This window comes from Cohnella terricola, from assembly GCF_007786475.1.
Lineage (GTDB): Bacteria > Bacillota > Bacilli > Paenibacillales > Paenibacillaceae > Cohnella > Cohnella terricola.
In genome coordinates, this window is the sequence record NZ_VNJJ01000018.1 from 62516 (window position 1) to 87024 (window position 24509).

The window sequence follows — 24509 nt, forward strand, 5'->3', positions numbered from 1 at the left end:
ATTTAGTCGAAATTAGGCGCCTACTTAGGCACCTCATCTCTTCAAATCGAAGAAATATCCCGTATTTTCCGCATCGTAGGGGCTATAGGTATCCCTTGCCTTTTTTTCTTTCCCCGACATTTGTTGGATTTTTAATTGGTTCGATGCCTGGACATAAATCGGCATTAATCGTTCTTTTATCTGAAGCTCTAATTGATAACAATCGTTAAGAACGGAACGCTGGCTGGAAGAAAACGTAAACGCCGATACTTCCCGAATGATTCCATCTATTTTATCTCTTATCGCGCGTTGCTCATCTTGAATGGATTGAATAATCTCGTCGTTTGATTCATCATCCAAATCCAGCGATAAGATGAGTTCCGAATTCGAATGCAACTCTCTTAGTAACCGGTCGATGGTAGGCCCAGTATTCGTCATCCGCCCGACACCTTTTGTTCCGATCTTGCCGATTTGAGAGCTTCCGCCCAGGTATCGCGCAGCTCCGCGATTAGTCCGGCACACTCTTCAATTGCTTGAATATCTTGCTTGATGTTGGCTTCTTCAAGCTTACGCATCATGTAATCGTACAACGTAAATAGATTATTGGAGATCTCATAGTTCATGTCGAGGGTTGATTGCAGCTCGATGATGATATCCTGCGCACGAATAAGGTTGGTATGCTTTCCGTTAATATTTTTCTCCTGAATCGAACGAATGGCCAGCTTTAAGAAGCGATAGCAGCCATTATACAAAAGCAGTGTTAATTCTCCGGGCGATGCAGTCGTCACCGACGTGTTCAAATACGTATTCTGCGCTGTATTCTGCATTCATGCTTCACCTCGTTTCGTTGATGAGCGCACCCTTCGTAAGTTCTTGCAACTTCTCGATCAGTTCAATTAATTTCTCAGGGGGAATCTCCCGGACGATTTCTTTCGTGTCTTTATTCATAATCTGAACGATTACATCCCCGGTTTCTTTATGAACCTTGTAGTTAAATTCAAGATCCGAGCCCTGAGCGGCATGATTAGCTTTACTGATGGCGCTTAGCAATGCCACCTCGGAAACGGATAATATTTCATACTTTTCCTTTTCCTTTAATTCCGAGTATTGCCCCGTAACTTTGTTAGTAATAAAATTAATTTTGACTGTTTCGTTCGGGGAAATACCCGCTTTCGCAACCTGTATTTCCATCGAATATCTCCTCCTTATTATGAACCTGATTGCATTTGCGCCGTCAACCAATTCATCTGGGCGTTACTCTTCGATATACTTTGGTCCATGGCCGAAAATCTCTTGTAATACATCTTCTCTCGCTTCTCCAGCAGAGCGTCCATGCCTAGAATCTTCTTATTCAAATCAAAGACTTGCTTGCCAAGCAACGAGCCGGAATCAAATGTGCCCCCGGTGCCTCTACCCGCTTTGTCGACGACTCTTCCCGATAAGTCGTCAAGGTGCTTAAACAAGGATACGGCCATTCCGTCATAACTCTCGATTCCATTGTTCGTGGTTAATAGCTTATTCACCGCGTCAGGATTCGAATTAATCGCATCCCGCAACTTCGTTTCATCCAACTGGATTCTCCCGTTGACGGACGAACTTACTCCTTGAATGTACTCCGTTGTCGTTAGGCCGATCGAAGCCAACGTGTTGTATCCGCCGGGTACGCCATCGAATACTTTGCTAAATACTTGGCGCATGTCCGATTTGATGTTCTTCAGAATGGAAGATCCGTTTAGCAATCCAAGTCTAGATCTCGCTTCCCACTGCTCGATTTCTCTATCGCTTAACTGCGACTTTTGATCATCCGTTAAGGGCAGGAAACCTCGATCTTTCTTTTCGGTTAATCTCGTATTAACCAGATCCATGAGATCGTTGTAAACCTCTACGAATTTCTTCAACTTATCTACGATCGCGTCCGAGTCTCGATCTACTTTTATCGTGACTTCGCTTGTTGTTACTTGATTTAACTTGTACCCTATACCGTCTTTGTTGAAATTGTTGGTCGTGCTTGTACCCGCAACGCCATCAATCACGTATTCCGCATTAATTCCGGCGCTTTCAGCCCCAATTGAAAATCCAAGTGCTGCCAACATACTGCCGGAATCGGATTCTAGAGAGATTTTTGCCGTCTCGCCGGTTAATCTACTTTCGAACTTAAAGGTATTCGAGATTTGATCGTAAGTCAGATTAACGTTCGCAGTAGATGTATTTACCGCGCTCATGAACTCTCTAATCGTCATGTCGCTCTTATATTTAATCACTTTGCCATTAATGGTAACCGTCTCTTCCGCGCCAGGGCTGGATCCCATCGGCGTGTTGAGATTCACATAGTAGGATTGCCCATTCGCAAATCCAAGAGCGTTGGGCTGCCCATTAAAATTATTAATAATAATCTGCGGCTTTGACCCTAAGCTCGTTTTGGGAGTCAGCTTGAGGGAATCTCCGTCCGTTTCGAACTGAATGGGTACGTTAGAACCAAATAGGTCTTTTACCGCTTTTTCCAGATGAGTCCTCAAATCGTCCGCATTACCGTTTCCGTCAATCGAATTATAAGTTCCTTCGGCTAATGTTACGACTTTAGCCGTTCCATTAATCGTTAGAACGAATTTGTCGTTTACGCCTTTAGTAATTTGTACAGGTACGGTGATCGCGCTGCCAACCAAATCTTGCGCCGACAAAGCCGAACTGGACATCTTTGCCGTAGATGCCAGCTGCGATACGGTGATTGTCTTGGGTCCGGTTGCGGACACATCGTTTACCGTCGTACTTACCGCGCCGGAAGACGAGGTCGCTTTCATCCCCGTCATCGAACTAGAATATCTCATATTGTTAAGCGTTTCGCGCAACGCGGACATTTTCGTGTTAATTTCGCGGTAGAGCTCAGTCTGGTAATCGATGGATAACTTCTTTTGTTTAAGCTTTGTTTGCGGAAGACGTTCGACGTTCATTAGATCTTTAACGATTTTATCGATATCCAACCCCGATGAATTTCCCGTAATACGCATAACCATGCTTCGTCAGCTCCTCAATAAGACTTATAATATATATATCGAACTTTGTTCCTATTTTTATTAGACGATATTCATAAGTCTTTTTCCCGCCGGTTCATAACCTTGCTGATTTGCAACGAAATAATGATTGCGAGCCTTTGCGGAATCTCCCGTAACTTCATAATACACGCCTAGATTATAATGCGCTTTATAACTGCCAACCCCGATTACTGTAGAATAGATGCTCGTTTCTCCGATACGGAGCGCGTTTTGGAAGTGTATTGCGATTTCCTGCATTCGCCCAGTCTCCATAGATAGAAGGCCCAATAAGAATGGCAAGTCGGGAAAGTCAGGATAAATCTGACCAAAAGGCGTGATTAGAGCGAACGCCTCCTCCGATTTACCTAGTTTTAATAAGGTATATCCGAATCGAATCAACATAGGCGGAAAATAAGGCTGTCCAATCTCGCCGATATCCGCGCAAGTCGCGAACGCGTGGTATGCCTGCTCATAGGATTCTACTGAATAATACAGCTTCCCCAACTGGTACCACATATAACCGTTGTTCGGGTTCGCGGCCAATTCCTTTTCGTATAATCGCAGATTTCTATCGAATTTCCCTTTGTTATTGTATTCCTCGGATTCATAGCCATAATGCAATAATACGATTTCGCTATTATTATAACGAGCTGGCGCTCCCTTAAAGGATAAAGATTCGTGAACATCACCGACATAACTATATTCGGCGTGATTCGGGAAAAACCTGATCATTCGATGCTGCGTCCAATCTTGATCCGTAACATTCCGAATCATGACTGTCGCGGCTTCTTTTGGACTATTTTCGATCGTCCGTTTCACCTGTATCTCAATGTTCTCCGTAAAGCACTCATCCGCATCCAATATCAAGATGTAATCTCCAGTGGCTTGGCGGATTGAATAGTTTCTTGCGTCCGAAAAACTGTCTCCCCATGGAAACTCGAATACTTTAGCCCCAAGGTTTCGAGCGACGGAAATGCTTGAATCGGAAGACCCCGTATCCACGACAACCACTTCATAGGTTGAAGGAATGCTCTCCAGCGAACGCGGCAGGTTATGGGCCTCGTTCTTCATGATCATGCAAACGCTAATTGTCGCCATCTCGTCCTCCATTCGAAAAAAAGAAGCCCGCCGCTATGGGGGCCTCTTTTTTTCCTATCGTCGATCTTAGCGGAGAAGCTGAAGCACGCCTTGAGGAGCTTGGTTTGCTTGAGCCAACATCGCCGTAGATGCTTGTTGAAGAATGTTGAACTTGGTGTATTTCATCATTTCCGCAGCCATGTCTGTATCGCGAATACGGGATTCAGCAGCTTGCAGGTTTTCCGCGTTTACGCTGCTGTTGTTGTAGGAGTGTTCCATTTGGTTCTGGTACGCACCCAGGTAAGAACGAGCTTTGTTTACCGTTTCGATAGCGGTATCGATGTTAGCAAGCTCTGTCGCTGCGCTAGCATTGTCAGTAATCGGACCAATGCCGTTAGTCAAGTTCGTCATATCGACTTGTGTGAAGTCCAGAACGATCGCATCCGTGATTTTACCGCCCGTTTGAATCGTGAAAGTTGCTCCAAGTTGACCATCCAACGTTGTACGTCCGTTGAATTCTGTTTTCGCAGCAATATCGTCGATTTGGCTGATCAGACGATCGACTTCATCCTTGATATAGCCTACATCCGTATCGCTGTACGTGGAGTTAGCTGCTTGAGTAGCAAGTTCTTTCATACGGCCAAGCATATCGGAAACTTCGTTCAAAGCACCTTCAGTAGCTTGTACCAAAGAGATACCGTCTTGCGTATTGCGCATACCTTGGTTCATCGAACGCAATTGAGCGCGCATTTTTTCGGAGATCGCCAATCCTGCAGCGTCGTCCGCAGCACGGTTGATACGGTAGCCAGAGGACAATTTCTCGCTGGACTTACCGGATTGCGATACGTTAAAAGAAAGGTTGCGGTGGGAATTCATTGCATTGATGTTGTGGTTGATAATCATGATTTATTTCCTCCCTGAAATTGTTTTTCCACTTCCATGTGGAGCAAGCATTTTGCTTACAAAAATATTATCGGATCGACATCGATCTTTGTTTATAGTAAATTCGATATTTTTATTCTTTATTTTTATTTTTTAGTTCCTCCGACCCATGACTTGAGATTCTCGACAACACTGCTGTTTGATAGAGACAGCCTATTCGTTTCTTTGACTTCTTCCAGCACTTCCTTACGGAATACAGGCATTTCTTTGGGTGCCGAAATCCCGATTTTGACCTGATCTCCTTCGATTGCGGTAACGATAATTTCGACGTTGTGGTTAATAATAATGGATTGCCCCCGTTTACGGCTCAATATTAACATGTATTTCGTCTCCTTTATATTGAGCCGGTTGCAGTAGAGCCCTAATTTGATAGTCGCTGCCGTTAAGGATGATCTGTCTGGATATGCCGTTAATTACGTTTATGACCAATGGAGCGAACAAATTAATCGTAGAGTTCGCGAACGGATTGTTAATCGTTACGATCGCTAATACGACGAGGTCCTCCGATGATTGGACTTCCAACTCAGCTAACACTTCATCGCCGATCTCGAATTCATACTCTCTATTGATTTCGAAAGGCGATGCCAGCACGAATTCAATTTCCGGATCCTGATCGCTCTTCAAAATAAAAAAGGGATTGTCCCCTTCCACCTTTTCCAAATTAAAATACCGACAATGCTCAAAGCCTACGATACTGTTTACGAAATCCAACTTTTCGACATGCATGGTTTGAGATTGTGCCAAAATGGGAACCTCCCTAAATAAAAAGAAATGCTACAGTCTCTACTATAGCATTGTTAGTGATATATGTCGTACGTGGTTACTTGAATATCAATCGTATTTTTGTGTTTTAGATAGATCTCGATTTTTCCGAAGTCCACTTGAATATCGGGTTTATGCGGCGTATAACGAAGATCGACTCGTTGAGGCTCGATTACCGTATCTATGCGCCCAGGGTCGTAAGATAATCTAACGTTGTCAACACCGGGAATCGCCGGCTGATAATCGATATAATTTTGTTGATGAGCTCTTCCGTAAGCAATCTCCGCAAACGCATTAGCCGGGTTCGTGATATCTGCCAGGCGATGTCCTTCAGCGACTTTTTCGACCAATTGTTGCAGAAAGGCTTGTTTCATTTGCCCGTTAATATAACTCTTCCATTCCAAATGCGGTCCTTTAGCCAGCGCATGCTGTGCCTCGGAGGAGTCAATAAGCAGTTGCGGTTTTGTTGATGAAAAGTTCATGGCTGCCTTGGGCTGTTCGATTTCCAGATCTCCTCGGGGGGATTCCATACGTTGCGTTGTTTGTTGCGTATCAATGCCGATCGAAGCATAGGTTTGCCTAATGGAAAGTCTTAAATCGTTCACGTTATCCCCCCTCAGAAATAATCAGCCGGAAACAGTTATCTTAAATAGTCGATAAGCGAAGGTTGAATAATCTTAGCTCCCGTGGAAAGCGAAGCCTGATACACGCTTTGTTCGACATTAAACTTCATGATGGTCTCGGCCATATCCGTATCTTCCGTCCTTGCTTGCAAGTCATTCAGATTCAAAGTCAAATCCTGCAATCTCTGATCGATAAGATCGACCCGATTCACTCGCGCGCCAACCTCCGACCTAACATTAATAAGTTTATCAAAGCGCGATGTCAATTGAACGCTTGCAGAAGCCAAGAGCGTTTTGTTCGCCGGATCGGCTATCGAATTTTCAATGTCTTTGAGCAGCTTAAATAAATTATCCGTATCCGTAGATTTACCGAATACTTCGTCGCCCGTAACGTTGATTGCAACCGTGACCCCAGCCGAGAACCTCATGAGAAATTTCTCGGTATCGGTATCCTGCGTAGCGGCCGTGGCAGAATCGTAAGGCTGCTTGTCCGTCAACTGTCCGTTAAAAATAAACTTCCCATTCAAGGAATCGTTGCCAACCATAACAGCTTGCTCATAAATTTGTGCGATTTCAACTCGAATCGAATCCAAAGCGGTTTGCGGATTCGTGTCATTTAATGCCTGAACGGTCAATTCCTGAACTCGTTGTATCATTTCATTCAATTGACCCAGTACGGTATCCGTATGCCCGAGCAGCGATTGTGCCGTTGCGATATTTTTGTTATATTGCTCGTTCATCGCCAATTCGCTGCGATACCGCAAGGAATAGGTAATGCCAGAGGGATCGTCGGATGGCTTATTCAGCTTTCGGCCTGTGGAAAGCATATTTTGTTGGTGTTCCATTCGAATCAGATTATGGTTAATGTTTCGCATTAAATTGTTGTGCATCATTCCAGGAGTTACGCGAAGTGCCATGAGATGAACCCCTCCCTATTTATTCCTCAGATTAACGTCCGACTAAACCCATTCCGTTTATGATTTTATCCAGCGTCTCGTCGACGGTCGTCATAAAACGGGCAGCTGCGGAATAAGCATGCTGGTATTTAATTAATTCCGACATTTCTTCATCCAGCGATACGCCGCTTACCGATTGCCTTCTACTGTCGACCTGAGTGACGATATCTTGTTGATTCGCGGCAAGTCTAGTAGCCGATTCGGATTGAACTCCCAATTGGCCCAGCATCGAAGCATAAAATGCATCGATCGTACCTTCAGCTATCCCGTTGCCCGTAGTTGTAGGCGTAAACTTAAAGGATGTTTCCTTAAGTCCCGCCATGATATTGGCAAGCGTATTATTTCCCTTGACCGTCTCATTGGAACCGTTGATCATTTCCGTACGCATGGATGTCGCAATCTGCATCGGATCGTTCGCGATCGTAGGATTTAACCGGATACTTTCGGCGGTAAACGGCCCGCCCGTCGACACGAAGAAGTCGCCCGCAAGCACCGGTACGGCTGGCGGAGTGTTGAACAGGTAGCCGAGTTTATGCAATCCATTAAGCCCTTTAACGGTTACCGGAAGATCCGCGGCAAGCTTCGCTCCGAGATAAGTAGAACCCTTTGGAATCGTAATGTTAATGTCGCCGTTTACCAGCGTATCCACCATTGCATTCAATTGTTCCTGGTAATCCGCCACGTATTTGTCGCGCGAAGTAATCAGGCCGGCTACCTCTCCACCGTATTCCACTACCAGAGCCGGGCCCGTTACCGGATTCGAGTTTTCCCCTTCCACCAGCGGAAACCCGCCGGTAGTGATCGTATAGCCATCCGGTCCGTCAACTACGTTAACGTTTACGATTCTGGACAATTGATCAACCAAATAGTCCCGCTGATCCCGTAAGTCATTAGGATTATCTCCGTAAGCTTCCAGTTTGCGAATCTCAAAGTTCAAACTGGCTATCGCTTCAGTCAAGGAGTTCATCTTATTGGCCTTCGCCTCGATACTTGTCGTTAAGTCGGCGCTAAGATCGTTCAGATGCTTGCTGGTTTCATTAAAAGCATCCACAAGGGCCAGAGCGTTCTCGCGCACGATTTTACGTCCCGTTATGCTCTCCGGATCTTTAGCCAGGTCGGTCCACGACTTCCAGAAATTGTCCATAACCGTGCGAATGCCGGCATCCGACGGTTCGTTAAAGATCGTTTCCAATTTAGATAACGTGTCCGCTTGAATGGTAGCTTCGCCCAGACTCCGATTGGCATTGCGGAATTGGTCGTCCAGAAACTGCTCGCGAATCCGGGTGATCGAAGTAAACTCGACGCCCGTTCCGAGTTGTCCCGGAATGTTGGAACGCATCATGCCCGGTGCTTCGATCGGTCTGGTCGCCACCAGGTTGACCCGCTGGCGTGAATAGCCCGGCGTGTTGGCGTTGGCGATGTTATGACCGGTCGTATTGATCAGGGCTTGCTCGGTAAACAAGCTTCTCTTGGCCGTCTCGATACTATGGAATGTCGATCTCATCCGTCATGCCCCTTTACACTCGTTTATTGTATATGCCCGCTCCCGAGTTGTCCTGCGAATATGCCGAAGGATTGCGGTAAATATAGCTATCGTCATGCTGCGGCACGATCAACTCGATCGAAAGATTAATGAAATCGATGGAGTGCTGAATCAACTGCTGATTCAGATCGTTGCTTGCGCGAAGCTCTTTCAATTGCGTCCTTAGACGATCTTCGAGCTCGGCTAGCAATAGCGAATGTTCACGATCAGATACGCTGCTCATCACTTGCCTGAGCGTAACGGATCCTCCCGCTTTAACTCCGTTCTCTTCCAATACTCGAGCGGAAGCCGCGATACGCTCTCTTTCCAAGTCCGACAACGTCTGAATCAGCTTATTCTCCTGTTTCATCGTCTTGCTCAGCAGGTCCACGTCGTTGGACATGATGCTTTCCCGCTTGCTCTTCGAAAGCGCGATGAGCTCCTCGTGAGCTTCGACCAATCGCTCCAGAACGGAGATGACTTCTTGAATCGCCATGTGACTCCACCTTATCCCGATGCATTAAGCTAGCCGGCCGTGCTCTCCGTTAGCCGTTCTTTACTTAAAAAAAGGCAGCAGTTTCTCTGCAAGCTTCCCGTTTTCCACATAGTAGTTGCCAGTCGAGACCTGTTGTTTAAGCCCTTCGACTTTCTTAGCCCGTTCGGCTTGATCCGCTCGATTGGTCGACAGCATCTCCAACGCTTCCGGCGAGATCTGCAGCTGATCGGATTGGCGCTTGCGTCCGCTCTCTTCCGTTCTCCTATCCATTCTTGCCTGATATGAATTAACGGCTCCGATTCGTTGTGTTTCATTTATTTTCATAACAATCACCTCAATCAATAAAAAAGACCGATAAATATCTAAAATAATTATCGGTCAATGCATATGAAATGTTTAGAGTGACTTTAATTGTCACGATCGTGCAGGCGGTCTCCGAGATAAGCGCCCCTATTCCGGTCGTCCAACTGATCTCGCAGACTACCCGTGGTCGCGTTCTTCACGTCGCGGGTCAGGCGTTTTCTGCAACTCTCGCAAAGATGGCCTTCGCGAATAAGAATTCCGCAGGATTCGCATGGATAGGACATGTTCGGCGCGTTCACGAGAGAGATGCGGCCTTCCTTGATCCAGCGGGTAATCTGCTTGATGCTGACCTCCATGTCATCCGACAATTGCTGGATGTCCAGGCCTCTATTTTTGCGAAGATGCTCCACGCATCTTTCGTAATCCTTCTCCACTTCCAGATGACAATTATTGCAGACATCGCGGAAATTCTTGTTGAATAACTTCCCGCACCTTGGACAGTAGGTTAAATCCATGCAATCATCTCCCCGATTCTGACATTAATCGACCTTCATTACGTGAATTATACTAAATATTTCAAGCGATAGCTAGACGATTAATCTCACGCGGAAGCCGAAGGAGAAGACGGCGAGCGGGCCGGTATTTTCTTCGAATCCCCGTACGCAGCTTTGAGCTGATTCGGCACGCTGCCGAATAACAGCCAGGACCATCCGGTCAGTCGGCTTAGGGCGGTAACGACGATCCATGAGATGAGCAATGCCAGCAGGAAACCTCCCGCGTACCAAGCATGGTGAGCCATCGTTCCTCCGCTCTTGAGCGGATACTGTCTATAAACTAGCAGGATAATCGGATGAACCAGATACACCCCGAACGATACGATGCCCAGATGCCGAAGCCTTCCTACCAAGAAGGAAGAGTTTATCTTGCCGCCGATCAGGAAAGCGATCTGCATCAGCACGAGCGGCGTTAGCATCGTGTAGACATCCCAAAGTCCGTCGTATAGCGCGTTATGATACCTCGTTCCATACACGCGGGCATTGTAGAAAATCGTCACGTACGAGATTCCTGCAGTCAGCCACGCGGCCCAGAGCAGAATCCACAAGGCGACTCGGGATTTCGTGATATTTTCCTTCGCGATAATCAGCCATGATTTAATCCGGTCAAAGTAAATGCCGAGCCATGCGCCGAGAAAGTATTGGCCGAAATACGTCGGAGACCAGCTTCCGCGAGTCGGGACTTGCCAGTATTCCCGATTATAGAGGAAGAAGGCCCATTGAAGCGCCACCCCGATCAGTACAGCGGAAGCCGCTAGCCACTTGAACCTTTTCATCAGGTACAAGAAGATCGGGAACAGCAAGTACAACTGAATGCTAATAAATACGAAATACAAGTGTGTATAGGCTTGTCCTTTGGATATTTTCTGCAAATAACTCGGTAACATATCCGCTAGATGCCAGGCATAACCGTTCTGGTACCATCTCAGTAGAAAATAGAACGTCGAGAACAGCAAATACGGTATAACGATGTACATCAGACGCTTGCGGTAAAATTTCTTAAATAGTTGGAACGTAAGCTGTTGCGGATAATAGTTGTAAAACAGCACGAAGCTGCTAAGCAGAATAAAGGACGTCGTCCCAATCTTCGAGAAAATATTTAGGAAGTTATATACCCCATACAAGGTCGTCCCCTTCATGTCCAACGTGGCGAACGAAGTGGAATGAACCATCAGTACGCCCAGGATCGCGAGGCCGCGTACGATATCGATCTCGTTCAATTTAGAGCGGCGTTCCATGTTTCCTCCTTTGGCGATTCATCGAATCTCTTTTTTTATTCGGTCATTCGCGTCATCCTATCATAGCATAGGTAGAACATTGCCGAAAAGCGCAACAAATCGCCGCTTATCGACGGATCGACTATGACCGAGCCCACAGCAATCCATATACCCTAAGAGATTCATTCGCCTCGGCCGCTTGCTTGAGCACTCTAGCGCATTCATCGAGCGTACTCCCGGTCGTGTACACGTCGTCTAGCAATAGAATATTTCCGGGAAATAAAGCCGAATGATCGGCCGCGAAATTGCCTCTCATGTCGACGACGCGCCCGAGACGGGATTTGAGGCTTTGCTTCTCGGTGTGACGAAGGCGATGCAGCATCGGGCGATAGCTAAGTCCGTACCACTCGGCCAATCGGATCGCTAATCGTTCCGCCTGGTTAAACCCTCTTTCGCGAAGTCTTTCCGGTGCTAACGGAACGGATGTCACGGCGTGGAATTCGGAATTCGCCGCTTCGCATAGACGTTCGTAAGCGAAAGCGAGTATCGCCGCCAACACCGTCTCGACTCCTTCGTTCCCGCGATACTTGTAGAGCGCAAGCCAATCCTTCATCATCTCGGTATAACGAACGGCGCAGCGGCTGATCGTATAGGATCTGATTTTCCGGCGAACGCAGTCCTCGCAGGATTCGGCCCTCCCGCAGACCAGGCAAACCGGATAAGCGATCCATGGAATGGCTCGGAGGCACAATCCGCATAAGGAAGCCAGCGCCTGCCGGGGCTGCGGATGGCGTACGGGAATTACTCCGCTTCCCGCGGTACGGGCTGCATCCCTCCCGCAGATCGGGCAGACGCTCTTGGAAGGGGCAAACCATTTGCCCAGAGTAAGAGGCATGAATTATTCACTCCTATCTGACGATTAATGGGATTGGAAAGTTTCGGCTGCTCTTGTGAGAAAGTACAATTTGCGATGAAAAACATTGTACTTTGGGCTCGCTTGGTGGTTGGTGGGTGCAAGTACGATGAATTTCATTGTTATTTGCAAGGCAGTGCCACGTTTGCACGTGCCCCGGGGCTATTAGCGATGAAAAACACCGTACTCTCGGCTCGCTTGGCGGGTGACGGGTGCAAGTACGATGAATTTCATTGTTATTTGCGAGGCAGTGCCACGTTTGCACGTTCCCCGGTGCTATTAGCGATGAAGAACATTGTACTTTGGGCTCGCTTGGTGGGCGACGGGTGCAAGTACGATGATTATCATTGTTATTTGCTAGGCAGTGCCACGTTTGCACGTTCCCCGGTGCTATTAGCGATGAAAAACATTGTACTTTGGGCTCGCATGGTGGGCGACGGGTGCAAGTACGATGATTATCATTGTTATTTGCGAGGCAGCGCCACGTTTGCACGTTCCCCGGTGCTATTAGCGATGAAAACATTGTACTTTGAGCTCGCTTGGTGGGCGACGGGTGCAAGTACGATGAATTTCATTGTTATTTGCAAGGCAGTGCCACGTTTGCACGTTCCCCCGGGGCTATTAGCGATGAAAAACATTGTACTTTGGGCTCGCTTGGTGGGCGACGGGTGCAAGTACGATGAATATCATTGTTATTTGCGAGGTAGTGCTACTTTTGCGCATTCCCCGGGGCTATTAGCGATGAAAAACATCGTACTCTCGGCTCGATTGGTGGGCGACGGGTGCAAGTACGATGAATTTCATTGTTATTTGCGAGGTAGTGCTACTTTTGCGCATTCCCCGGGGCTATTAGCGATGAAAAACATCGTACTCTCGGCTCGCTTGGTGGGCGACGGGTGCAAGTACGATGAATTTCATTGTTATTTTGTCTACCGGATGGTCGTTCGCAAGAAACCTTTGCGCTTCGCGAGAGAATTCATGTTGCGGATTTGCTTAATCGCGCGCCGCTGGGATTCGGTCCACACAGGAGCCGCGTAGAAGACTAAGCCAAACGGGTCGGCTGCGGATCTTCCGGCTCTCCCCGCCATCTGGACGAGCGAAGCGGAGTCGAACAACGGATTATTCGCGTCGAGTATAAAAACGTCGCTCTTCGGAATCGTCACTCCCCGTTCCAGAATCGTCGTCGTGACAAGCAACTTGATCGTCTGTTCTCTGAACGAGACGACTTTGCCGGAACGCTCCGCGTCCTGCGATGATGTTCCAGCAATCGCGTCGGGTTCGAGCCCAAGCTGACTGGCGCAGTTCCGGAGCAGATGAACGAAGGGATCGACTTGTTTGACGTACGGGACGAACAGGAAAATCTGCGCGCCGCGGCGGACGGAGTGGCGTAGTACCTTCACCAGTTTCTCCGGCAACGTCTTTCCGCCGAGTATCCGGTACACCGGGGGAATAACGAGACTTCGAGGTACGGGCAACGGATAGCCGTGAAATCTTGCCGGTACTCTCGCGCATGCAAGCCGCTTGCGGGACACCGCCCTCTGCAAGTGCGCGGGTGGAGTCGCGCTGAGCAGCACGGTGAATCCGTTTCGCTTACGGCATTTGTCCGCGGCGTAGTGCAGCATCGGATCATTATGATAGGGGAATGCGTCCAATTCGTCGATAAGCACGAGGTCGAACGCTTCCTGAAAACGAAGAAGTTGATGTGTCGTGGCGATCGTGAGCGCCCCGTCCCCCCATCGATCCGTGCTGCCGCCGTACAGTACAGCGCGTTCGTAGTCGGGGAACGCTTTGGCCAATCTAGGAGCGAGCTCCAATACGACATCCCGGCGCGGCGTTGCCACGAGCGCGCGGCCGCCTCTCGCCAGCACATGTTCGAGCAGCGGGAAGATCATCTCAGTTTTGCCTGCCCCGGTAACAGCCCAGAGCAGAAACGAGCTCTCATGTAGGGAATCACGGTCCGGAGCAGGCCCGGAAAGGAATGCCAGAGCCTGCGCCGACGCATCGCCCTGAGCTGGGCTGAGGCCCCATCGCTCGACTAAGCTCGAAGGCGACGAGGCTTCGCGGCGATGGCTTGCGTAGCCGGCTGTAGGAACCGCCGGCGCGCCAATGATGAGCAGCCCGCATTCACGGCTGCGCCCCATGGTCAGGCAAGCCTCGCAATATGCGCAGGCTTGCCCACAGGCGGCGCAATTCGTGCGCCGCAGCTTGTCTCTGCCGCTACCGCAGCGGCGGCAGAGCAGCTCTTGGGGGCGGCGGGGCATGGCCGCCCGCCCCAGGAGCCGAGCGGGGCGAAGCCGCTCGGCCAGGAAGCGGAGCCCGCGTCGCGGCGGAGCGGGCGGTTTGGGGGCCACGGCAGCGGTTAGCTGCAGGGCCCCGTTAAGCGCCGCGAGCTGAAGCGCGGCGAGGGCTCCCATGCCCTGCTCGGAAGGCGCCGCAGCGCCGTCGAGCAGTTGGGCGGCCTCGTCTTGCAGCAGCGAGCGGCCCGCGAGACGAACGCCGGCCGTACGCGCGGCTTCCCGCAATCTAACGTTGGCGGCCAAACCTTCCGCTCCCGTCAAGATCACCTCTTCAAGCTCTGCGTTGCCCGGTTCGCCTTGCCCAATCTCGGCCTGAACCGCTCGTACCGCATGCTTGAATTCCTCCGTCCAATTCGCGCGTTGCGCACCGTCGTGGCGTCCCCAGATTTCCTCCAGCCTGCGGCATACGCGATCCGCATAACCGAGCGGCACCGCTTCTCTGATGCGAACCATCCGCAGCGCCCTGCCGGGCCAATAAAGCTTATCCATGTCCCAAGAAATCGAGAAGATCGCCCGATAACCGGACTCTTTTTGAACCGCATACAGAACAACCCTCAACCTCAACGCCCCCTTTTCCGAACCGCTTAAATCCCATTCCGACAACAAAAAAAGCACGCCCCAACCGCCATATCGGCGATTCGTGGTGTGCTTCACCCGAATTCCAAATCATTTCCTATGTCTGCAATTGTATGCCATTTCCTCTAAGAAAACAACCGGGGCTGCCCCTTTTTTATAGCGGCAATCTCCTCACATCTTCTTTGCGAGCCAGTTCCAACCACACGACTCCCGGATCGGAACGCGAAGCTCCCCCGTTCCCGATGCGCGATTCCGCCCGCTCCGCTTCGACGCACTCGATACTCGAATCTTTCCGCGTGAACCGTGCCATGATTTCCCCCGTATCATCCGTAGACTGATCGAGCACGACCGTGATGCCGATCTCCGTTCCCGTTCGTCTGGAAAATTGCTGAAGCGCCCGAATATACCATTCGATCTGCATTTGTTGGTTGCCGGCGACCAGCACATAATGACGGCGCTCTCCCCTGGAGCCTCTGCGAATCATCCAGTGCATGAAAGCCGCGGCCGCTGCGTAAAAGCCGATGATCCACAATAACTCGGGAATCACGGCGGCCACCTCCTTTGATTTGAAGGCGAGCGACGGCTCATGCGCCCCGGGCCCCCGCGATCTCCGGTCGGCTCTCCGTCTCTCGTTCCACACTATATGCCGTGTTGAAGGCGGGAGTTCCGCCGGCGACCGACCATATATTTACAATCGATGAATAACATGCTACTATGCAGGCAATAAACTTAATTTTCTAACGGTCGTGAAGAACACGCCGCTTTCTCGTCAGCACAGGCTGAACGGGTGAGCGGCTATTTTATTTTATCGGGAGGATCGGTTCATGAATTTTGAGATCGAGTATGCGAGATTCTTGAAGAAACACCAGCAAGCCAGACGGGGAGAAAGCTTGAGGAGATTGCAAGAAGGTCACGCCCACGGCGAAAAAATGCTGCTCGAAAACGTGTGGTGGCCGGCGTTCGGCAACTTCGACCATCTGCATCCGGAATACGAAGTAAGCGACTTTAAAGACGGCCGGCGTTTCTTGGATTTTGCCTTTATTTTGGACATGCTTAAGTTGGACATTGAAATCGACGGCTTTCAGTCGCATGCCAAGGAGATCGCACGATCCAAATTCTCGGATAATCTTATGCGGCAAAACCATCTCGTTCTCGACGGTTGGAAAATCATTCGTTTCTCCTACGACGACATCGTCGAACGTCCGCGAATGTGCCAGCAAATCCTGTTGCAATTCATGGGGAGATGGGCGAGCGGCAAGAAAATCGATCGAGTCTCCAAATTAAACGCCGAGGAAAAGGATATTATACGAATGGCGCTAAGAGGCGGAAGGATCCTGCGTCCCAAAGATGTCTGTCGACTACTGAACGTCGAAAATCAAAAAGCAAGGAAGATGCTTCGGAGTCTAAGCGTGATCGGTGTTTTGTCCCCCTCCGGAAGCGGCAGCGAGCGAATCTTCAGCTACAAACTCGCCGAATCGGTGACAATCGACGACCTGGGATTATAAAAACGATGCAAAACATCGTTCTTTGGCCCTTCGTACCCTTCACACTGTCAATTAACGATGATAAACATCGTACTTTGCCCGCCACGCACCAAGCGCAGAAGAAAATGGTCTGATTTGCGATGTTTTTCATTCTATTTGCCCCGCTCTCACTAGCCTCCTTGTCCAAGTACGATTAAAAACATCGCTATTCGGTGGCGGAGGGGGAGGATCATGTTATACGAGGGGGGGAGGGGGAGAATCATATTATACGAGAGGCTAGTGCAGGACAGTGCTTGCGAGAGGCTAGTGCGGGACAGTGCTTGCGAGGGGCTAGTGCAGGACAGTGCTTGCGCGAGGCTAGTGCGAGACAGTGCTCCCGAGGGGCTAGTGCAGAGGCCTAGTCTGGCGGAGAGCTGGGATCAAGTGCGAGTTCGCCGTTGTTTGCCAGAAAAATAAATTCGCGGCCACCTTGGACCAATGAAGGACCCGGGAGCCGCGAACGGAACGTGTAACGAATTATGTAGGGGTAAAGCTAAAGGGTAACCCAGCCGAACTTAATCGAATTGATGACGGCTTGCGTACGGTCGTCGACTTCCATCTTCTGCAGGATGCTGCTGACATGATTCTTGACCGTCTTCTCGCTGATGAAGAGGTTCTCTCCGATCGACTTGTTGCTCTTGCCCTCGGCCATCAGGCGAAGCACCTCGGCCTCCCGGCGGGTGAGCGGATTATTGCCGCGCGGAATGAACTTCGTCACCGTTTCCCGGCTCGCAGCCGCACCGGAAGAGGCGCCGATCTCATCCAGGTAAGTCATGCGCCGGAGCTGATTGATCAGCTTGCCCGTCACTTTCGGATGAATATAAGCATGTCCTTCCGCTACCGTACGGATCGCGTTCACAAGCGATTCGGCTTCCATGTCCTTCAGCAAATACCCCGACGCGCCCTTGCGCAGGGTCTCGAACACATAGCTTTCGTCGTCGTGAATGGATAGGATAATGACCTTGATCTCGGGGAAAATATCGCGCAATCGCTCAGTCGCCACGACGCCATTCTCCGTCGGCATATTAATGTCGAGAAGGACAACGTCCGGTTTCTCCTGATTGCAAAATTCGAGCACCTGTATGCCGTCGCCGCACTCCCCGATCACTTCAAGGTCGCTCTCCATGTTCAGAATGCGCTTCAGCCCTTCGCGGAAAAGCTGATGGTCGTCTGCAAGGAGTACTTTAATGGGACGCGCCGCTGTTTGATTCTCCATGTGCGATTAGCTCCTTTCGTGGTTCCGCTTTAGTAGGGACATGAATCTTGATTATCGTGCCGTGCCCTATCGTGGATTCGATCTCGATCTTGCCTTGAAGCAGCTCCACGCGCTCCTTCATTCCGATCAAGCCGAAATGGGTATGCGATTGTGAATCCAAGTTATCCGGTTGAAACCCGACCCCGTTATCCTCGATTAACATTTGTACGGTATTTTCCAAATAGATTAGTTCCAAGGAAACGAAGGTGGATTGCGCGTGTTTCAACGCGTTCGAGAACCCTTCCTGAGCCAGGCGGAACATCGCCGCCTCCATCGCGCTCGGCAAGCGCTTCTCCTTGCCTGACGTCTCGAACACGGCCCTGATTCTTGTTTTCTCTTCGAAGTCCTGTACGAACTTGCGAAGGGTCGGAACCAATCCCAGATCATCCAATGCCATAGGACGGAGATTAAAAATGATTTTACGAATTTCTTCGAGCCCAATTCGGATTTGCGCCTTCAAATCGATCAATTCCCCGCGGATCATTTCCAGATCTCCCGTGTCAAGCAATCTCTCCGCGATCTCCGTTCGCAGCGCCAGATTTGCGAGTGACTGAGCGGGACCGTCGTGAATTTCGCGGGCGATCCGCTTGCGTTCGTCCTCTTGTGCCAGAATGATCTTCAGACCGATCAATTGGCGATTTTTCGCGGACTCCAGAATTCGGGTCACCTGAGTCAGGTCTCCGGATAAATAATCCAGCACGACGCTCATCTGCAGATTGATCGTATCCGCCCGCTCGATGGACACTTCCACGTTCTTGACGCGGAGCTGAAGATCGTCCCGCCGGCTTTTCAGATAGATTTCCTTTTCGCGGTAAACCATCAGATCGAGTTGCAGTTGCGTCGCTTTCTCGTATGCGGCTTTTATATCCTTCTCGGAATATCGTACGAAATCCCGGCTCACCTCCGTGAGCCGGATTCTCGCAAGACGATAATCGCGTTCTATACGGTCAACTTTATCTATTGTCTCGGAAGTTTCCTGCAATACACTCTCTAGCTCGTGAGTAAGGGTATGAAGCTCGCGCCTTGCGGCTTCGCAAATTTCAAACACTTGAACTTTGCTATCTTCCATGACGGATATCGCATTCTGGATTACACGATCAATCTGGTCAACATGATAATCCATACAAACTCCCCTACTCCGTGGTGCCCGATTAAAATTAGATCTTTCTACTAGCTTATAACCTATTGAATTCGCTAGCAATGTTTACATCATACCATATTTATTCAATCAATCGGGATAGAGTTAGGTCTTTAGATCTAAAATTAGTGAATTGTAATCGTTTTGGTTTTGCTTTCCCATTCTACGATTTGACCCAACTGCTCGGAGACGAGGCGCACTGGAACGTACACGCTGCCTTTAATGACGATCGGAGCGACAGACATGGATTGGCGGACGCCGTTTACGGTCATCGAGTCTTTGCCGACCCACAATTCCAGCATTTTGTCGCCGCGAAGCACGGTCACTCTTTGCGCGCCGTTATTCCATACCACCTGGGCTCCGAGACTATCCGCCACGAACCGAAGCGGCAAATAGTTGGTATTCGTTCCTTTTTGCACGAATGGAGCGCCCGGCAGCTTGATCTTTTTGCCGTCCACCGTCGCGTCCGTCTTACCGACCGTCATGACGATCGTTGGCTGTGCAACCGCGATCTGTCCCGGAGGATACTGCAACACGAGGTTGTCGAAAGCCACTTCTCCTTGCATCGCGCGTTCGTCCTGATCCTCTTCCTTGTTAACGAGGTACAGCTTCGTCAGCTTAGCGTTCTTCAGCCCGGCAGCGGCCAGATCGAATCGAATGTTTTTCCAACCGGTCCAATCGACCTGATCGGCGATCGTGGCGTATGCGGGTTTGCCGTCGCCGTTCGTAAATTCGGCTCTCAGCCAGTGCATCCCGCCGTCGCCCAGGACGTCGATCGTCATTGAGCTCGGCGATCCGTTAACGGCGATTCCGTTGCCATCGTTCAGAACGGCGTTAGCGAACCTTTTGCCGGATCCGGCCGTAAAATCATAATCCAGAACGAGCACTTTGGAGGACTCGCGTCCGGGAATTCCGGTCGTGATCGATGCGGATCCTGTTGTTTCCGGCGGCGTTCCGGAGAAGGCGACGTTATAGGTTGCTTTCTCGAAGTCTTCTAGCGTTTGCTCTGCGCCCGGAGCAAGCACTGCAACGGCGCCGAAGCCGTCGTACCTCGCGATCGCGTAACCCGCCGCTAGGTTGTTTTGAACTTTAGCCACGGTAATCTTGCCATCCTTAGCATTTGCCGTGAAACCACGGTACTCCCACGTTACCGAAGACGCCGGAACGGACAGCAGTCTTCCGTCCGTCAGTTGCGCTTTGACCGGCATGTTAATGACGGCTCCCGGAGCGAGCAGAGTCGAGCTCGGCTCAACGATCAGCTTAGCTACCTGAGCCTCCCCGATGATCTCGAGACTGAGCGAATCGCTCGCGCTTCCCGACTTTACGCCCAGCGTAGCGGTTCCCGGCTTGGCTGCATTAAATACGCCGTTCGTGAACGTTCCCAACTGCTTGTCGATGCTCCAGACCGGCGTCAGGCCGCTAGGATCGATCGGATTGTAATACGTATCGTAAGCTTTCAACGAATAAGTCGCCTGCTGTCCGATGAACAACGTTTGCGCTCCGCTTGCTGCAATGCCTTTCAGAGAACCTTGGGGCGCGGTCGTGTAGACGCCGATCCCGTTCGTAACCAGCCTCTGCGTTGTTCCATACGATGTCGGATGAGTAAGCTGGGTTTGGAAATCGCCGAGTGGGCGGCTGACCATCGTTGTCGAGCCGCCGCCATCGAGATTCACCGCTTTCCATACGCCCAACTGGACTAACATCTGTTGCAGTTCTTTAAGCGTAACGCCTTTGCGTCCGCCGTTCTCTTCAACGGTGAGCAGGTAGGCGGTTTTGCCGTCTTTGGAATAACCGACAGCGGTACGGGCGCGATCCGCGCCGCCGCTAACGCCGCTAATGTCCCGAGAAAATGCGGAAGGAGCCCCATTATCCAGCAAAAGCGTATGTCCGCTGACCATCATCTGAAAGTCGGACGGGTTATAGCTTTTTCCGCTAGTTGCCGACTTAAGAGATGAGGTCGTATTGATTCTGTCGCCGACGACGAGGCTATTTTTAATAAAATTGGCGGCCGTTCCGTGCCCCCTCAGTATGTACCCGTTCGAAGGAATCGGAGTCGCAATCGCGCTTTTGTCGGAAATCTCGGTCACGACGCCGTCAACGACAAGTGCTTCAGTCGGCGTCGTCGCGCTGTTCGCCGGACGTTCCGGTGCCTTCCAAGCATTCGTATACATATATAGCGCGTTAAGGTGGCTGTAGGCATTGTCCGGCTCCGTCCGATAGGCCGACTTGTTCAAGCCAGCAAGCGGAAATGACGTTCCGTCCGCAGCCGTTACCGTGCCGTTAAAGACAAAATTATCGATGATCGGCATACGATCGGCCGTAACGCCGAATGCATACATCCCCTTCAACTGCTCGGTGCTGACGACAAGCTGCCCCGACGTAATCTGCGCGCCCATAGGCACCCCTTCGGTGCTGCTGGCCGTACGGAAAACATCGCCGTTCACGCCGGCGACCGCTCCTGTTTCTTTCGTCATCGCGCCGACAGATTGCTTGCCGGTGACGCTGCCCTGCGGGCCTCCCATCGCGTTAAGCTGAACGTATGGATTCTGCAGATCGATCTGTAAAACATGCAGAACTTCGGTCGGCAGAGAAACGTCGGACGGAACCCAGCCGAATGTGATCTGGCGAACGCCGGAGGTTACCATCGTTTCGGCTTGTTTGACTAGTTTGTAAGTGACTGCGGCTTTCTGGGTCGAGGAAGCGGCATAAGAGGTAGGAATGAGTCCCGTGCTAACGGGCGCGGTAAACACCAAGACGCCGGCAAGAAAAGGCAGAATCAGACGGGAACGCTTATGTCTAGCTTGATAGGTGGTTTGTGGCTGCATGTACTTGAATTCTCCTGTAAGTCTATTAGAATTTGGCCGGAAGCTTCTAAACTCCCATTTATCCCTACTCTATTAGACTCTAGAAGAGCCGAAAAGTTACATGTCTACGAAATTGTCAATAAAATTTAATAGAAATTCCAACAGAATCGAGTAGAATACCCACTTTGAGGTTCGTCATTACTACATAGGTATCCCGGCTAGCGATTCTAGTAAGCGCTTATATACCAGATAACATCAAATTGTACCTCTGTAGCAAAGGCTTTTGGGAACTGCTTTTACCATTTTATAACCTGCGAGCATATGTTTATCAAACTCATTTTGCATTACATAAGTTCGTGTTGAATCCTACTGAGCAGTATGCTTAGAACATTTATTCTCAGTTCTTCCTGTACTAAATGATCCTACTGTGATGCATCCATCCATTTATTTATGACTCATGAACATCTGCCAATCAAAGCGCCGCGCCTAATACTTAATAAAATTAGATAAAGTCATATATTACGCTCATCTATTGATTGCCCCCCAACTGAATAGGTGCTAGACTTCACGAAATCTTCGACCTGTTTGACACCTTTATAACTATTGTATTCGCCCATAGGGGCACTTCCATATGTTATAATTGCCCAGTGTTTAATTAGATGATTTGAGGATGAGAAAATGAGAAATCTAGGTCTTGATATTGTTCGTAGCTTAGCAATCTTTCTTGTGATGTTAGCACATGGGATGATGTTTTTTCTACTCCCCTTTTACCCTGTAAGTAATTCTTTAATCTTTTTTGCAGTCCTAGGAGTGGAAATATTCTTTGTTCTAAGTGGGTTTTTAATTGGTCAAATACTATTGAATGATGTCCTAGTAGAACAAAACTGGCCCGCTTTAAGAAGGTTTTACTTACGTAGATGGTTCAGAACATTACCATTATATTTCCTTATACTTATAATAGTTTGCCTTATTAATGATAAATTTTTTTGGCAACACCTTTTCTTTGTACAGAATTTTAATACTGAATCCCTTAATTTTTTCCCTGTGTCATGGAGCCTCACTGTTGAGGAATGGTTTTATTTGTTGATCCCCTTTTTTCTACTACTACTATTCCGTATAAGCAAAAAGAATAGAAACAGCGTCAATAAATTCTTTTATCTTTTAGTTCTAATAATCATCTCCCTAATATTGCTCCGGCTATTTTATGTGTTTCTCTTCAACCCCATATGGGACGAAGAAGTACGACGGCAATTTTATGTCAGGTTGGATAGTTTAGGAATCGGTGTTTTGATTGCTGGGATTAAAGTCTACAAAAAAGCTTTTTATGAGAAAATCACAAAATACCCCTGGATCCTTTATTCATTATCTATTATTGGGTTCTATACGCTTTATAAATTAATACCTTGGAACCAACCTGAAGTTCTTAACAACTCCTTCTTTTACAGAACGTTTTTATTGAACTTTTTTTCAATCTTGTCTGGACTCATAATTATCGCTTTTGAGTCAGATACATTCATAAATAATATTAAAAGCAAAATAATTGTAAAAACATTTACTTTCATTAGCGTAACAAGTTACTCTGTATACCTCATCCACTATGAAATATACAATTATTATTCCAGGAAAATTGCTACCATTACTGAAACTATGGGTATATGGTTAACATCGACAGTAATTACCATAATCGCAGCATTTATTCTTTATAGGTTTTTTGAATTACCAATTATGAACCTGCGAGATAAGATGGGTTGGTCGAGAACACACAATGCTAAATCCCAAACCACGTCCAATTCGGCGCGGCAGTATAGCTAATTGCTAACGTTTCCCCCGGATCTAAGATGATGGAGCCGCTTGTCATGCCTCCTATACCTGTACCGTTTTTTAGCACGTTGGTAACTGTGCCACCGAAGAAAAACACCTGAACACGGCAGGAGAAATTATTTTTTTGCTCTACCCCAGATGCAGGCATAGCAGGAGCCGTTAAAACACCGTCAGGATTATATTCACGGTTGTTTACAATGGATTTTCTCGTAAACGTTCCACCAGGATCATAGATGGCGCCTGATACATTTTCCTCCAAGTTGTTGTTGGCAATAAGATATTGATCGCAGTTAAGTCCGAGTTTAATTGCTTAACTTGCATAGTTGTGATTAAGAGATCCCTTACCGATCGTGTTGTTGGTGATGTCGAACTTTTTAAGGTTGTCGGGAAGTTCGACTGCTGGGTAAAGGTTAGATCCTTCCTCGGAACTGGCTGTGAAAAAGCAATTGTGTATCTTCAAGTTTTCCAATAAGTGCGTATATACCCTGAGCGCTTGCTTAAAGGTTTCAACCGTTCGGCATGTATCAAAAGTAATGTCACTCATTACCGTTCCGCCCTGCGGGTTTAGATAGATTGCTTCTGCGGTATCAGATGTGAACTGGAGTGCTACGATAAAAATGCAGTCGAAAAACACCCTCGTATGAAATAAAATGAAAGCTAACGAGGGGACGAGTGACAATGAACAGGTACGACAAGGCATTCAAAGAAGAAGCAGTAAGATT

The 24509-nt window shown here is 48.9% G+C and carries 24 protein-coding genes; 2 read left to right on the plus strand and 22 right to left on the minus strand.

What is annotated here, in order from left to right; all coding sequences use genetic code 11:
* Positions 1 to 33: 33 nt before the first annotated feature.
* From FPZ45_RS22000 to FPZ45_RS22085, 18 genes are all read right to left on the minus strand, one after another.
* Positions 34 to 417: a hypothetical protein gene (locus FPZ45_RS22000; protein ID WP_144706564.1), complete on the minus strand. Its 384-nt coding sequence runs from the start codon at positions 415 to 417 to the stop codon at positions 34 to 36.
* Positions 414 to 806, minus strand: a complete 393-nt coding sequence (gene fliS, locus FPZ45_RS22005; protein WP_144706566.1) for a flagellar export chaperone FliS — start codon at positions 804 to 806, stop codon at positions 414 to 416. The genes FPZ45_RS22000 and fliS overlap by 4 nt, the downstream gene beginning before the upstream one ends.
* Before the next feature lie 7 nt (positions 807 to 813).
* Positions 814 to 1170, minus strand: a complete 357-nt coding sequence (locus FPZ45_RS22010) for a flagellar protein FlaG (RefSeq protein ID WP_144706568.1) — start codon at positions 1168 to 1170, stop codon at positions 814 to 816.
* 17 nt (positions 1171 to 1187) lie between these two features.
* Positions 1188 to 2990, minus strand: a complete 1803-nt coding sequence (fliD, locus tag FPZ45_RS22015; protein WP_144706570.1) for a flagellar filament capping protein FliD — start codon at positions 2988 to 2990, stop codon at positions 1188 to 1190.
* A gap of 60 nt (positions 2991 to 3050) precedes the next feature.
* A complete protein-coding gene (locus FPZ45_RS22020) occupies positions 3051 to 4106 on the minus strand; it encodes a glycosyltransferase (RefSeq protein WP_186438513.1) in 1056 nt (351 codons plus the stop codon).
* Between the two features lie 66 nt (positions 4107 to 4172).
* Positions 4173 to 4988, minus strand: coding sequence for a flagellin N-terminal helical domain-containing protein (locus FPZ45_RS22025; protein ID WP_144706574.1), 816 nt, complete (start codon positions 4986 to 4988; stop codon positions 4173 to 4175).
* A 125-nt stretch (positions 4989 to 5113) separates the two neighbouring features.
* Positions 5114 to 5347: a carbon storage regulator CsrA gene (csrA, locus tag FPZ45_RS22030; protein WP_144706576.1), complete on the minus strand. Its 234-nt coding sequence runs from the start codon at positions 5345 to 5347 to the stop codon at positions 5114 to 5116.
* Positions 5328 to 5771 (minus strand): flagellar assembly protein FliW, encoded by a 444-nt coding sequence (fliW, locus tag FPZ45_RS22035; protein ID WP_144706578.1) that lies wholly within the window; start codon positions 5769 to 5771, stop codon positions 5328 to 5330. Before fliW ends, csrA begins: the two co-directional genes overlap by 20 nt.
* A gap of 53 nt (positions 5772 to 5824) precedes the next feature.
* The gene (locus FPZ45_RS22040) at positions 5825 to 6394 is read right to left on the minus strand and encodes a DUF6470 family protein (RefSeq protein ID WP_144706580.1); all 570 of its coding nucleotides are present in this window, start codon (positions 6392 to 6394) and stop codon (positions 5825 to 5827) included.
* A 35-nt stretch (positions 6395 to 6429) separates the two neighbouring features.
* Positions 6430 to 7329: a flagellar hook-associated protein FlgL gene (gene flgL, locus FPZ45_RS22045; protein ID WP_144706582.1), complete on the minus strand. Its 900-nt coding sequence runs from the start codon at positions 7327 to 7329 to the stop codon at positions 6430 to 6432.
* Between the two features lie 31 nt (positions 7330 to 7360).
* Positions 7361 to 8872 carry a flagellar hook-associated protein FlgK gene (gene flgK, locus FPZ45_RS22050; RefSeq protein WP_144706584.1) on the minus strand — a complete coding sequence of 504 codons (1512 nt, stop codon included), beginning with the start codon at positions 8870 to 8872 and terminating at the stop codon, positions 7361 to 7363.
* A 13-nt stretch (positions 8873 to 8885) separates the two neighbouring features.
* A complete protein-coding gene (locus FPZ45_RS22055) occupies positions 8886 to 9386 on the minus strand; it encodes a flagellar protein FlgN (protein ID WP_144706585.1) in 501 nt (166 codons plus the stop codon).
* Between the two features lie 60 nt (positions 9387 to 9446).
* Entirely contained in the window at positions 9447 to 9710 is a 264-nt protein-coding gene (flgM, locus tag FPZ45_RS22060) for a flagellar biosynthesis anti-sigma factor FlgM (RefSeq protein ID WP_144706588.1), read from the minus strand.
* A gap of 83 nt (positions 9711 to 9793) precedes the next feature.
* Positions 9794 to 10204 (minus strand): flagellar protein, encoded by a 411-nt coding sequence (locus FPZ45_RS22065; RefSeq protein ID WP_144706590.1) that lies wholly within the window; start codon positions 10202 to 10204, stop codon positions 9794 to 9796.
* An 86-nt stretch (positions 10205 to 10290) separates the two neighbouring features.
* Positions 10291 to 11481, minus strand: coding sequence for an acyltransferase (locus FPZ45_RS22070; RefSeq protein WP_144706592.1), 1191 nt, complete (start codon positions 11479 to 11481; stop codon positions 10291 to 10293).
* 121 nt (positions 11482 to 11602) lie between these two features.
* On the minus strand, positions 11603 to 12355 hold the full coding sequence (locus tag FPZ45_RS22075) for a ComFC family protein (protein WP_144706594.1): 753 nt from the start codon (positions 12353 to 12355) through the stop codon (positions 11603 to 11605).
* A gap of 947 nt (positions 12356 to 13302) precedes the next feature.
* Positions 13303 to 15228, minus strand: coding sequence for an ATP-dependent helicase ComFA (locus FPZ45_RS22080; protein WP_246120543.1), 1926 nt, complete (start codon positions 15226 to 15228; stop codon positions 13303 to 13305).
* Between the two features lie 172 nt (positions 15229 to 15400).
* Positions 15401 to 15793, minus strand: coding sequence for a hypothetical protein (locus FPZ45_RS22085; protein ID WP_144706596.1), 393 nt, complete (start codon positions 15791 to 15793; stop codon positions 15401 to 15403).
* Positions 15794 to 16070: 277 nt separating this feature from the next.
* Between FPZ45_RS22085 and FPZ45_RS22090 the strand changes: the two genes are divergently transcribed.
* The gene (locus FPZ45_RS22090; protein ID WP_144706598.1) at positions 16071 to 16751 is read left to right on the plus strand and encodes a PDDEXK family nuclease; all 681 of its coding nucleotides are present in this window, start codon (positions 16071 to 16073) and stop codon (positions 16749 to 16751) included.
* A gap of 511 nt (positions 16752 to 17262) precedes the next feature.
* On the opposite strand, the gene FPZ45_RS22095 is transcribed toward FPZ45_RS22090, so the two are convergent.
* The 3 genes from FPZ45_RS22095 to FPZ45_RS22105 form a co-directional block, all read right to left on the minus strand.
* Entirely contained in the window at positions 17263 to 17985 is a 723-nt protein-coding gene (locus tag FPZ45_RS22095) for a response regulator (RefSeq protein WP_144706599.1), read from the minus strand.
* Positions 17954 to 19147 carry a sensor histidine kinase gene (locus FPZ45_RS22100; protein ID WP_144706601.1) on the minus strand — a complete coding sequence of 398 codons (1194 nt, stop codon included), beginning with the start codon at positions 19145 to 19147 and terminating at the stop codon, positions 17954 to 17956. Before FPZ45_RS22100 ends, FPZ45_RS22095 begins: the two co-directional genes overlap by 32 nt.
* Positions 19148 to 19287: 140 nt before the next feature.
* A complete protein-coding gene (locus FPZ45_RS22105; protein ID WP_144706603.1) occupies positions 19288 to 21987 on the minus strand; it encodes a phosphodiester glycosidase family protein in 2700 nt (899 codons plus the stop codon).
* Positions 21988 to 22644: 657 nt separating this feature from the next.
* On the opposite strand from FPZ45_RS22105, the gene FPZ45_RS26085 reads away from it, so the two are divergent.
* Positions 22645 to 23778 carry an acyltransferase family protein gene (locus tag FPZ45_RS26085; RefSeq protein ID WP_144706605.1) on the plus strand — a complete coding sequence of 378 codons (1134 nt, stop codon included), beginning with the start codon at positions 22645 to 22647 and terminating at the stop codon, positions 23776 to 23778.
* On the opposite strand, the gene FPZ45_RS25570 is transcribed toward FPZ45_RS26085, so the two are convergent.
* Positions 23735 to 24046, minus strand: coding sequence for a hypothetical protein (locus FPZ45_RS25570; protein WP_222430802.1), 312 nt, complete (start codon positions 24044 to 24046; stop codon positions 23735 to 23737). The genes FPZ45_RS26085 and FPZ45_RS25570 overlap by 44 nt on opposite strands.
* Positions 24047 to 24509: the final 463 nt, after the last annotated feature.